The organism is Xanthomonas protegens, from assembly GCF_038442435.1.
Taxonomy (GTDB): domain Bacteria; phylum Pseudomonadota; class Gammaproteobacteria; order Xanthomonadales; family Xanthomonadaceae; genus Xanthomonas_A; species Xanthomonas_A sontii.
In genome coordinates this window covers 20,618-32,542 of sequence record NZ_JAQJCQ010000024.1, presented here as the reverse complement: position 1 = coordinate 32,542, position 11,925 = coordinate 20,618, and the positions used below count along the sequence as shown (strand labels likewise).

General features: G+C 71.7%; 10 protein-coding genes. 8 read left to right on the top strand and 2 right to left on the bottom strand.

Going from position 1 to position 11,925, the window contains the following annotated elements:
- The first annotated feature begins 432 nt into the window (after positions 1-432).
- From PIQ37_RS19940 to PIQ37_RS19920, 5 genes are all read left to right on the top strand, one after another.
- The gene (locus PIQ37_RS19940) at positions 433-2,703 is read left to right on the top strand and encodes a TonB-dependent receptor (RefSeq protein ID WP_342074800.1); all 2,271 of its coding nucleotides are present in this window, start codon (positions 433-435) and stop codon (positions 2,701-2,703) included.
- Entirely contained in the window at positions 2,703-2,993 is a 291-nt protein-coding gene (locus tag PIQ37_RS19935) for a hypothetical protein (protein ID WP_342074799.1), read from the top strand. The genes PIQ37_RS19940 and PIQ37_RS19935 overlap by 1 nt, the downstream gene beginning before the upstream one ends.
- Complete coding sequence (locus tag PIQ37_RS19930; RefSeq protein WP_342074798.1) at positions 2,983-3,255, top strand: hypothetical protein; 273 nt, start codon at positions 2,983-2,985, stop codon at positions 3,253-3,255. Before PIQ37_RS19935 ends, PIQ37_RS19930 begins: the two co-directional genes overlap by 11 nt.
- Positions 3,252-4,799, top strand: coding sequence for a PepSY-associated TM helix domain-containing protein (locus PIQ37_RS19925; RefSeq protein WP_342074797.1), 1,548 nt, complete (start codon positions 3,252-3,254; stop codon positions 4,797-4,799). The genes PIQ37_RS19930 and PIQ37_RS19925 overlap by 4 nt, the downstream gene beginning before the upstream one ends.
- Positions 4,800-4,994: 195 nt before the next feature.
- Positions 4,995-6,170, top strand: a complete 1,176-nt coding sequence (locus PIQ37_RS19920) for a GGDEF domain-containing protein (protein ID WP_342074796.1) — start codon at positions 4,995-4,997, stop codon at positions 6,168-6,170.
- A 181-nt stretch (positions 6,171-6,351) separates the two neighbouring features.
- Here the strand turns inward: PIQ37_RS19920 and PIQ37_RS19915 are convergent, their stop codons facing one another.
- Positions 6,352-8,007 (bottom strand): carboxylesterase/lipase family protein, encoded by a 1,656-nt coding sequence (locus PIQ37_RS19915; RefSeq protein ID WP_342074795.1) that lies wholly within the window; start codon positions 8,005-8,007, stop codon positions 6,352-6,354.
- 134 nt (positions 8,008-8,141) lie between these two features.
- Positions 8,142-9,158 (bottom strand): alpha/beta hydrolase, encoded by a 1,017-nt coding sequence (locus PIQ37_RS19910; RefSeq protein ID WP_407136936.1) that lies wholly within the window; start codon positions 9,156-9,158, stop codon positions 8,142-8,144.
- A 381-nt stretch (positions 9,159-9,539) separates the two neighbouring features.
- Between PIQ37_RS19910 and PIQ37_RS19905 the strand changes: the two genes are divergently transcribed.
- The 3 genes from PIQ37_RS19905 to PIQ37_RS19895 are packed head-to-tail and all read left to right on the top strand — an operon-like array spanning position 9,540 to position 11,923.
- Entirely contained in the window at positions 9,540-10,364 is an 825-nt protein-coding gene (locus PIQ37_RS19905) for a 2-keto-4-pentenoate hydratase (RefSeq protein WP_407136930.1), read from the top strand.
- Between the two features lie 34 nt (positions 10,365-10,398).
- Complete coding sequence (locus tag PIQ37_RS19900) at positions 10,399-11,394, top strand: TRAP transporter substrate-binding protein (protein ID WP_342074793.1); 996 nt, start codon at positions 10,399-10,401, stop codon at positions 11,392-11,394.
- 10 nt (positions 11,395-11,404) lie between these two features.
- Positions 11,405-11,923 carry a TRAP transporter small permease gene (locus PIQ37_RS19895; protein WP_342074792.1) on the top strand — a complete coding sequence of 173 codons (519 nt, stop codon included), beginning with the start codon at positions 11,405-11,407 and terminating at the stop codon, positions 11,921-11,923.
- Positions 11,924-11,925 lie beyond the last annotated feature (2 nt).

Here is an 11,925-nt window from a genome sequence, read left to right as displayed (position 1 = left end):
GCGCGGAGGGCGCGAAGGCAGGGCGCGCTTTCTTTTGGTTACCTTTTCTTTGCGCGAGCAAAGAAAAGTAACTCGCCGCAAGGCGAAAGCCTTTGCTGTTGCTTCAAGCATGAGTGTCAGACAAGAAGAACCGTAGGAGCGGCGTCAGCCGCGACCGCGACCTCCACGGTAAAGCCCGGTCGCGGCTAAAGCCGCTCCTACGACCGCCCGAGCCCTCGAGGCCCGAGGTCCCGACCCCGACCCCGACGCCGACGCCTGTGGCCTGAGGCCCGCGACAAACCTGCCACCCATCCCAAATCCCATGGCAGCCCCGCCCCCGCTCTGCTAAAGTCCGCGCCCAGCGCTGCCGCGTCCGGCAGCCAGGCACAGCCGCCGCCATGCCTTCAACCGTGAGTCTTTCGGGGGAAGTGGTGCATGCGCGTCGCGCGGTCCGTGTTGTCCTTGTATGTGGTATCCGTCCTGCTGAGCTGGGCGCCGCCAACGCGCGCCGCCGCCGCCGATGCCGCGCCGCCCCCTGATCCCACCACCCTCGACCAGATCGTCGTTACCGGCGAGAAGAGCGGCCGCAGCGTGCAGGACACGACCAGCTCGGTCGCCGTCACCACCGAAGCGCGCATCGAGCAGGAGAACCTGCAGAGCGTCTACGAGGTGTTCAACCGCACCGCCAACGTGGCGCAGACCTACGGCGATGCCGGTTTCAGCATCCGCGGCATCCGCGACATGGACGGCGGCGGCGATGCACCGCTGGCCACCATCTACCTGGACGGCGCGGCGCTGCCGCAGACCGCGATCAGCTGGGCGCCGCTGAGCCTGTGGGACCTGCAGCAGGTGGAGATCCTGCGCGGCCCGCAATCGACCCTGCAGGGCGAGAACGCGCTGGCCGGCGCAGTGATCCTGCGCACCGCCGAGCCGACCATGGACTGGCAGGGCAAGCTGCGCGTGCTCGCCTCCGATCCGTCCGACCGCAGCCTGGCCGGCGCCGTCGGCGGGCCGATCGTCGCCGACGAACTGGCGTTCCGGGTCTCGGCCGAGCAACGCAGCTTCGCCGGCTACAACTGGAACCTCACCCGCCAGGCCTCCGACGACGCGCTGGTCTCGGCGATCTACCGCGGCAAGCTGCTATGGACGCCGTCGGCGCTGCCCGGGCTCAAGGTGCAGCTCGGCTATACCCGCGCGCACCGCACCGGGCCGTACATGTACAGCTACGTGCGCACCGACCTGCCCGATTACTTTCAGCACCGCTACGCCACCAACAACACCCCGGACCGCACCCGCACCGACAGCGACATCGTCACCCTGCAGGCCGACTACGCCCTTGCCGAGGCCTGGTCGCTGTCCTCGGTCAGCGCCTGGAACAAGGTCGATTCGTTCAGCACCTGGGACCTGGACCGCGGCCCGGCCAACACCGCCTATTCGCAGCGGCAGATCGCCACCACCACCGCCTCGCAGGAACTGCGCCTGCGCTACGAGGGCCCAGCGCTGCAGGGCCTGATCGGCGCGTACTGGGCGCGGCACGTGGAAGACAACGATGCGCGCTCGTTGACCAACGTCGCCACCCCGACCGCGACCATCGCACGATTGCTGGGCAGCGCCGGCTTCCCGGCAGCCAGCGCCAGTGCCATCGCCGCGCGCTATGCGCAGGTGCTGCCGGTGATTCCGGTGGACTACAGCGCCGCCAACCCCAGCCGCTCGAGCAACCGCGCGCTGTTCGCCGACGGACAGTGGCGCATCGCCGGCGGCTTCTCGCTGCTGGGCGGCCTGCGCTACGACCGCCAGCGCTACGCCATGGCCTCGGACACCGCCGCCACCTTCGCCGGCGTGTATCCGGACCCGGCCGCATTCGCCGCCAGCGGCACCGCGCTGTATCGGGCAATCGCCGCGATCAACCAGGGCGTGGCCGGCATCGTGCGCTCGGCCAGCGGCGAGGTGGCGTGGAACACGCGCGACTTCGATGCGCTGCTGCCCAAGCTGGGCGCGCGCTACGAGTGGAACCCGGACCTGTCGGCGAGCCTGGTGGTGCAGCGCGGCTACCGCTCCGGCGGCTCCAGCTTCAACGTCGCGCGCAGCCAGGCCTTCGCCTACGACCCGGAATACACCTGGAACTACGAGGCGGCGCTGCGCTCGCAGTGGCTGGATCGGCGCCTGACCCTCAACGCCAACGCCTACTACATCGACTGGGAGGACAAGCAGGCCACCGCCTACTTCGGCCTCAACAGCTACGACTACAACACCGTCAACGCCGGCCGCGCGCACCTGTACGGCGGCGAGCTGGAGCTCAGCCACCGCCTCGACGAGGCGTTCGACTGGTACGGCTCGCTGGGCTTCTCGCACACCCGCTACGACAGCTTCGCCACCATCGTCGGCGCCGAGGTGACCGACTATGCCGGCAGCGCGTTCGCCTACGCGCCGCGCTGGACCGCCGCGCTGGGCGCCAACTGGCGCTTCGCCGACGGCTGGCTGGCCAACCTCAACGCCAGCTACCGCGACCGCGTCTACACCGACGTCGGCGCCGGTGCGGTGCAACTGGCCTCGCGCACCCTGGTCAACGCCAAGCTCGGCTACGAGACCCTGGACTGGAGCGCATGGATCTTCGCCAACAACCTGCTGGACCGGCACTCCGTGCAGTACCGCTGGGCCAGCGATCCGATCGCGCTGTTGGGCGCACCACGCGTGGTGGGCATCGGCTTCGAGGCGCGCTGGTGATGTCGGCTATCGCGACCGCGGGCTACCTGCTGGCCGCCGCGCTGGCGGCGCTGGCGTTCTACCTGGCCACCGCGCACCAGCTGCTGCGTCCGGCCTGGCGCCGGCACGCGCGCGCGCTGCGCGTGGCCGGCTCGCTACTGTGCGTGGCCGCGTTGGGTGCGGCGATGTCGGCGCTGGGCGTGTGGGCCGGCGTCTTCGCCGCGCTGAGCGCGACGATGCTCGCGGCGGTAGCCCTGCCGTACCTGGATGCCTGGCGGCACCTGCACGGAGGCGACACCGATGTGGGCTAGGTGGCTGGCGGCGATCGTGCTGGGCCTGCCGCTGGCGGTGGGCGTCATCGGGGTGTGCGTGCTGCTGTGGCCGGGCGACCTGCAGGTGCACACGCTGCCGTGGCTGTTGCTGGTGTTCCCGCTGTGGGTCGGCGCGATGTCGCTGGCCTTCGTGTTCCGCAGCGGCGCACGCGCGTGGCTGTGGCTGGGCGGTGCGACCGCACTGTGCTACGTGGCGCTTTACCTGCTCAAGGCCACCCACCTCGTGCAGGTGAGCGCATGAAGGCCGCGACCCTGCGCCAGTTCCTGTCGGCGCACAGCTGGATGGGCCTGCTCGCCGGCATGGCCTTGTTCATCGCCTTCTACGCCGGGGCGATCAATGTGTTCACCCACGACCTGGAGCGGTGGCCACGTCCTGCCGTGGTGCAGGCTCCGGCGTTGCCGCCGGAGCAGGCCGCGCAGGCGCTGGCCGATGCGGTGCTGGCGCGGCATCCGGCGCTGGCCGAGTCGTACACGCTGATGCTGCCCGGCGAGGGCCGCACGCAGCCGCAGTTGTTCGCGTTCGGGCCGGCCGCGCAGCAGGCCTTCGGCGGCATGGTGCAGTTCCAGCCCGGTGCCGACGGGCAGCCGGTGCAGCTGCCGCAGCGCAGCGGCTTCGTCGCGTTCCTGTACGACCTGCACTTCACTGCCGGGCTGCCGCGCACCTTCGGCACCTACCTGTTCGGGGTGGTCTGCCTGCTGTACGGGGTGGCCCTGGTCAGCGGCGTGGTGCTGTACGCGCCGGTGCTGCTCAAGGACCTGTTCGCGCTGCGCCGCGGCCGCAACGTCAAGCGCCTGTGGCAGGACGCGCACAACGCCATCGGCATGCTGTCGCTGCCGTTCCACGTGATCTTCGCCTGGTCCGGCGCGGTGCTGACCCTGGGCGTGCTGCTGCTGGCGCCGTTCCAGTACCTGGTGTTCGACGGCAAGCTGATGCAGGTGCTGCAGCCGGACTTCGAACTGGCCCCGCACGTGCAGCCGGCGCACGTGGCCGCGCCGATGCTGCCGGTGGCCGAGCTGGTGAAGCGGGCACGCGCGGCCAATCCCGGCTTCGTGCCGGAGAGCCTGTCCTTCCACGATGCCGGCGACGCCAACGCGCAGGTGGAGCTGTACGGCCACCAGGAGCAGCGCCGGCTCAACACGCTCGGCGGCGTGGCGCTGCGCGCGGCCGACGGCAAGGTGTTGCGGGTGCTGTCGCCGAAGACCATGTCGCCGGGCGTGGCCGCGCTGCGCGGCCTGCAGACCCTGCACTTCGGCGACTACGGGCGCTGGCCGCTGCAGTGGCTGTACTTCCTGCTCGGGCTCGGCGGCGCGTTCCTGTTCTACAGCGGCAACCTGCTGTGGGTGGAAGCGCGGCGCAAGCGCCGCCAGGTCGCGCAGCCCTTGCGCACCCACGTCATGGCGCGGCTGACCACCGGCGTCTGCCTGGGCTGCGTGGCCGGGGTGTCGGCGCTGTTCGTGGCCGCGCGCCTGCTGCCGCCGGGGATGGAGCGCGGGGCGTACTACGCCGTGTTCGCGCTCGGCCTAGCCTGGGCGCTGCTGCGTCCCACCGCGCGCGGCGCCTACGAACTGCTGCTGGCCTGTGCGGTGCTGACCGCGCTGGTGCCGCTGGCCGGATTGCGCGGCGCCGCCGGCTGGGTGGCGCCGTGGAGCAGCGTCACGCTGCTGGCCATCGACGCCTGCGCGCTGGCGTTGGCCTGGGCCTACTGGCAGATGGCGCGCGCCGCGTATCGCCGCGGGCAGGGCGGCGATCCGCACAGCGTGTGGGCGTTCCCGCCGCCGCGCTGACGCGCCGCGCCATGCGGCACGGTAGGGTGCCGCTGTCACGCAACCGATCGTCCCGAAAGTGGACAATCACGCGCCGGTGCTTTTTCATGGTCTCGACGTGGGCACCGCAGCGTCCGCGCGAAACCGAATCGGGTGACACGATCTGATGTGACCTGATCCGCACTTCGCGCCGCGTTGCCGTCGACAGGGGACTGCATGCACGAGCGTTACCAGGAGCCACACGACGCACCGCCGGGCGAGGCCTACGCGGCGCAACTGCGCAAGGGATTCGCCGCGCTGCGTTTCGATCCTCCGCTGGAACGGGCGTACCGCCACTACACCGCCGCCACGCTGGGCTTCGCGCAGCGCGTGGCGGCCTCGCTGGGCGTATTGATCGCGCTGCTGCTGCTGGGCTGGGACGCGGTGCATTTCGGCTGGCGCGGCGGCGGCCTGCTTGGCTATGCGGTGGCGGTGCGCGTGGCGACCCTGCTGGCGCTGCTGTGGGTGGCGGCCGCGATCCACCGCGCCGATACGCACGGCCCCGGCCGCGCCGCGCTGTTGCTGCTGGTCGGCGGCACCGGGCTGGTGCTGTCGAGCATCGGCTACCCGCCGCAGGAGCTGCGCTATGCGGCGGCGGTGATGACCCTGGTGATCGTGGCCGGCTTCTTCCCGTTGGGCATGGCGTTGTGGCAGAGCGTGGCGGTGGCGCTGTTGCTGTGCGCGATCAGCGCCGTGGCCGGCCACCTGCTGCTGGAGGGCACGGCGCACGATGCCTACCTGCGCCTGCAGTGGCTGCTGTGGACCGCGGTGCCGGTCGGCGCGGTCGGCGGCTACCTGCGCGAACACTCGCGCCGCGAAGGCTTCCTGCAGCGGCGGGTGCGCGACGACGAGGCCTTGCGCGACGCGCTTACCGGCCTGGGCGACCGCCGCCGCTTCGACGAACACCTGGCGGTGGCGCTGGCCGAGCGCAGGCGCCTGCAGCGCGGCCTGGCGCTGATCCTGGTCGAACTCGACGGCTTCGCCGCGCTGAACCAGCGTAGCGGCGCCGGGGCCGCCGACCGCGCGGTGCTGGAGGTGGCAGAGGCCATGCAATGTCTGCTGCGGCCGCTGGACGTGGCCATGCGCATCGGCGCCGACCGCTTCGCGCTGGTGCTGTACGACGCCAGCGGCGCGCACCTGCGCCAGGTGGCGCCGGCGCTGCGCGACATGGTCGAGGTGATGGCGATTGCGCAGGATGCGGCGGATGCACAGCCGTTGACGGTGAGCGTCGGTGCGCTGCTGGCTACGCCCGAGGACACGCCGGCCACGCTGATGCGACGGGCCGAGGCATTGCTGGATTCCGCGCGCGCCGTCGGCAACCGCGTGGTGCTGGCCGAGGACACTGGCTGGTAGCGCGCTGAGCCGGCGCATCACCCCTTGCGACCGACGCCGCAGCAGCCGCCATTGTGGGAGGGACTTCAGTCCCGACGCGGCACACCAACCGACCCGGGAAGCGCGCCTCTGCTTTCGACGGGCGCGCACACGTGCTTCGTCGACGGCCGCGAACGCCGCACGGCACTTGACCACCGCCGCCTCAGAACGTCCCGCGCTGCACGAACGGCACCTGCGCGTAGAGCCGGCGCTCGCCGCCGCGCGGGTCGTGCGCCAGGCGGCTCTCCGTGTCGAACAGCAGGGTTTCGCGCTGGGCCAGCGAATACGGTTCCCAGCGCGGCAGGCCGGCGTGGTTGGGGTCGCCATGGCGAGCGAAGGCCAGCAACGCTGCGCTCATCGCATCGGCCATGCGCTGCGCGTCGGCGCCGTCGCCGGTGCGCGACCCGGGCTGGCGGATGTTGTCGAACACCAGCGGGATGTCCAGGGTGTGGAAGGCGCCGAACTTGCCGCCGTCCAGCGGGGAGCCCCAGTCGAGCTGGTAGACCCAGGTCGGCGCACCCTGCCGCGCGCGCGCCTCGGCTTCCTCCACCGCGCCGCGCCAGGAGCGGCCGGCGGTGGTCGCGGCGAAGAACACCTCGCTCGGCGTGTAGTGCGGATACAGCCGCCGGTACTCGGCGATCACCACCTGCGGCGACAGGTCCACGTACTGCTCCTGCGCCAGCTTGTCCGGCAAGGCATCCCAGCTCAGCGCGAAGTTGGCCGGGTCGTGGCCGAGGAAGGCGCGGGTCTCGTCGTGGGTGTTGCCGATCACCATCGGAATGCGCGCCGACTGCGGCGGCGCGTCCGGCCAGAACGGATGCCGGTGCAGCACCTGCGCATCCAGCACCGGGCCCAGGTACAGCGCCGTGGTCTCGGCGCGCGAGGGATCGGGCGTGCGCGTGGCCTCGAGCACGCGCTGCAGCGGCAGTGTGCGCAGCGTGTCCAATTGCGATGGTTCCACCTGCAGCGCCTGCAGCAGCAACTGCGCGCGCTGGCCGGCGGCTCGCGGCCCGGCGGCGGTGACCTGCTGCCCGCTCATGGTCCAGGCGCGGTGGAACAGGCCCTGTGCGGCCGGCATCGCCATCAGCGTGGCGATCTTGGCGCCGCCGCCGGACTGGCCGAACACGGTGACGTTGCCGGCATCGCCGCCGAACTCGGCCGCATGCGCACGCACCCACTGCAACGCCTGCACCAGGTCGAGCTGGCCGACATTGCCGGAGGCGGCATAGGCGTCGCCGCCGAACGGCGCCAGGTACAGATAGCCGAAGGCGTTGAGGCGGTGATTGACGCTCACCACCACCACGTCGCCGCGCTGGCACAGGCGCACGCCGTCGTACAGCGGGTCGCTGCCGGAGCCGTTGTTGTAGGCGCCGCCATGGATGTAGAACAGGATCGGACGCTTCGCACCGTCGCGCAGGCCTGGGGTCCAGACGTTGAGGAACAGGCAGTCCTCGCTGACCGGCTCGGACCCGCGCTGCGGCGCCGACACACCATAGGCGCTGCAGTCGCGCACGCCGTGCCAGGGCCGTTCCTGCAGCGCCGGCTGGAAGCGCCGCGGCGCGGTGTCGGCGCCGTAGGGAATGCCCTTGAACACGCACACGCCCTGCTCGCGCACGCCGCGGATGCGGCCGCTGCGGGTACGCGCCAGCGGTGCCGTCGGCGTCGGCACCGCCGCGGTCGCCAGACCGGGCAGCGCGCCACTGACGGCCAGCGCGCCGAGCGCACTGTCGCGCAGGAAGCGGCGGCGACCGTGGTCGTCGGGGGCGGCCGCGTCGGGCGCGGTGGGGAGTGGGGCGGGCAGGCGAGGGCGGGCGGTCATGCGTGGACGGTGTCCTGGCTAGGCGATCGGGGACGCGTGGGGTGTGGCGGCGTGGCCGCGTTTGCGACTGCCGCGGGCGTGGGACGGGCGAGGCGGGCGCCGCCGCGTGGTGGAGAGGTCGCTCACGGCAAGGCTCACGGCGTGCCCGCCGCTGGCAGGATCGGCGCGCGGGCGCGGGGATCGTCCTGCACGCTGCGCATCCAGCCCAGCGCCAGTTGCGGCCACGCCGCCAGCGGCAGGCCGGCGATGCCGCGGGTGCCGAAGCCATGTCCGCCATGCGCGAACAGGTGTAGCTCGGCCGGCACCCCGGCTTGGCGCAGCGCCTGGTAGAACAGCAGGCTGTTCTCCTCCGGCACCACCGGATCGTCCTGCGCGTGCACCAGGAAGGTCGGCGGCATCCCGGCATGCACCCGGTTCTGCAGCGAGTAGGCGGCCATGGTCGCCGCGTCCGGATGGCGGCCCAGCAGCCGCAGCCGCGAGCCGGTGTGCGCCGCGGTGCCGCTGCCCATGTCGATGACCGGGTACAGCAGCAACAGGAAATCCGGCCGCGCGCTGACCCGGTCGATCGCGTCGCGCGCCGGGTACACCGCATCGTCGTAGCGGGTGCCGAGGCTGGCGGCGACGTGGCCGCCGGCGGAGAAGCCGATCGCGCCGATGCGGTGCGGGTCCACGCCGTAATCGGCGGCGTGCGCGCGGATCAGGCGCAGCGCGCGCTGCGCGTCGGCCAGCGGCTGGTCGCGCGCCGCGGCACCGTCGGCGGCCGCATCGGGCAGCCGGTAACGCAGCACGAACAGGGTGATGCCGGCTTGTTCGGCGAAGATCGGCACCAACGCCGTGCCTTCCTTGTCCAGCACCACGCGCGCATAACCGCCGCCGGGCGCGACCAGCAGCGCGCTGCCGTTCGGGTGCTTCGGCCGGTACACCACCAGGTAGGGCTGGTAACGGCCGCTGAGCGCGCGATCGGGCAGGGCCGGGTCGTCGCTGCGCTCGACCAGGCGCGCCTGCTCGGGGCCGGCAGTCGATCTCGGCGCCGGACCAGGCCACAGCGGCAGCCGCGCCGCCAGCTCGGCGGCGCTCTCGCTGGCCGGCCGCTCGGCCGCCACGGCCGCGACGGGAGCAAACGCACAACACAGCGCGCCGGCCACGGCCAGCAGTGCGGTCCAGGCACGCACTCCGGGACGGCGGGCGACAGCGATCGGCGGCCGCGCGCTTGCCGCGTGTTGCGGATCCGCGTGGCGCGCATCTTCATCGAATGGCTGCAGTTGCATTGGTTCCTCGCCGGTCGTGGCCTAGGCGCTCAGTCTGCGACACCGTGCGGCACCGCCAACGCGCCGTCCCACCGCCGTTGCCGTTGTGTTTGCTTTTGCCCTTGCCGTTGGCCAATCCCGAATTCCCAATCCCGAATCCCGGCCGCCAAGGCGGCCTTTTGCCGCACCGCACATTGCCAATGACACCGGTTTACCATATACAACGGCGCAACGCGCTGTCGATGCGCGGCGCAGCAATTCCGATCCCCCACATTCCTTGCGGAGATGCCCTTGAGCCTTCCTTCCGGCCCGTCGCAGACGCCACCGCCCGCGTTGGCCGACATCGCGGCCCGCTTCGTCCAGGCCCGTCGCCAGGGCCGTGCGTTGCCCGATTTCCCCGGTGTCATCCCCGACGATCTGGAGACCGCCTACCGCGTGCAGGACCTGGCGATCGCGCAATGGCCGGACCGCGTGGTCGGCTGGAAGGTCGGCTACATCGCCCCCGAGCGTCGCGACCATTCCGGGGACGAGCGCCTGCTGGGCCCGATCTTCGCGGCTGCGCTGTGGAATGCCACCGGTGGAACAACGAACATTCCGGTGTTCGAGGGCGGCTTCGGCGCGGTCGAGGCCGAGTACGTACTGCGCCTGGAGGCGGACGTGCCGGCCGACCAGCTGGACTGGACTCCACAGCAGGCCGTGCAGGTGCCGGCGACGCTGTTCGTCGGCGTCGAAGTGGCGAGCAGCCCGCTGGCCACGATCAACCAGCTGGGGCCGCGCGTGGTGATCTCCGATTTCGGCAACAACAACGGCCTGCTGCTGGGGCCGCAGGTGCCGAACTGGACCGCGCTGGACGAGACCGCGCTGCGCGCCGAGACCTGGATCGAGGGCCAGTGCGTGGGCACCGGCGGCGCCACGCTGTTGCCGGGCGGCCTGCGTGCGGCGTTCGCGTTCGCGCTGGCGCGCTCGGCCAGGCGCGGCCGGCCGCTGCGCCGCGGCGAGCTGATCGCCACCGGCAACGCCACCGGCATCCACGACATCGCCATCGGCCAGCAGGCGACGATCCGCTTCGACGGCTACGGCGAACTTCACTGCAGGGCGGTCGCGGCCTAGGCTGCGACGGCAATGACGCGCGGGAGGGCGCAGCATGATCACTCGTAGACGATTCCTGGGCGCGGGCCTGACCGCGGCGGCCGCGGCCGGCGTGCCGCTGGGCGCGCTGGCGCAGGCCAGCGGCACGCGCCTGCTCACCGCCACCGACGTGCACGTGGCCGACTACCCCACCGTGGAGGCGGTGCGCTGGTTCGGGCAGACCCTGGAGCAGAAGACCGGCGGCCGCCTGCGCCTGCGCGAGTATCACTCCGGCCAGCTCGGTCGCGAGGCGGAGGCGATCGACATGGCGCGCTTCGGCGCCATCGACATCACCCGCGTGTACTCCGGTGCGTTGAACAACGCCTTCCCGCTGACCCAGGCGCTATGCCTGCCGTACGTGTTCGACTCGGTGGCGCACCTGCGCCGCGCGATCGACGGCCACGTCGGCGACAGCATCCTGCGCAGCTTCGAGCAGCGCGACCTGGTCGGGCTGGCGATCTACGACTCCGGCGCGCGCTGCTTCTACAACACCAAGCATCCGCTGCGGCAGCCCAAGGACCTGCACGGGCTCAAGCTGCGCGTGGCGAACTCGGACATCTTCCTCAAGCTGATGCGCATGCTCGGCGCCAACCCGACGCCGATGTCGCTGGGCGAGACCTTCTCGGCGATGGAAACGCACATGATCGACGGCGCCGAGAACAACATGCGCAGCTTCCAGTCCAGCCGCCACTTCGAGGCCGCGCACTACTGGTCGCAGAGCGATCACTCGTACGCGCCGGACGTGCTGGTGATGTCCCGGCGCAGCTTCGAGACGCTGACGCCGGACGAGCGCGCGCTGGTGCTGCAGACGGCGCGGCAGTCGGTGACGGTGATGCGCCGGCTGTGGGATGCCTCCGAGGCGCAGGCGCGGCAGCAGGTGATCGACTACGGCGTGGCCATCAACGAGGTGGACATGCCGGCCTTCCGCAAGGCCGCCGCGCCGCTGCTGGCCGAGTACCGGCAGCAGCCGGAGATCGAAGCCCTCTACCGCCGCATCCGCGATTTCGCCTGAGCCCATGCCGATGACCGACCACGCCCCCGCCCTCCCGGTGCCGCCGCTGCAGCGGCTGCTGGACCGGATCGCCAACCTCGCCATCGGCACCGCCGCCGCCGCCCTGCTCGGGCTGGTGGTGGTGCAGGGCTGGCAGGTGTTCACCCGCTACGTGCTCAACGACTCGCCGAGCTGGACCGAGCCGGTGACGCTGCTGCTGCTGAGCACGGCGATGAGCCTGGGCGCCGCCGCCGGCGTGCACACCCGCCGCCACTTCGGTTTCTTCCTGCTGGCCGAGACGCTGCACGCCAGCCTGCGCCGCGTCATCGACCTGGTGCGCCCGCTGCTGGTGGCCGCCATCGGTGCGGTGATCGCGTGGTGGGGCGCGGTGCTGCTGCTGGACGGGCTGGACATCAAGATGGCCGGCGCGCAGATGCCGCAGAGCATCAACTACCTGCCGCTGTCGATCGGCGGCGCGCTGATGAGCGTGTTCGCGCTGTACCAGGCCTGGCGGGTGCTGCGCCCGGGCACCATCGTGGGGAGGAACTGAGC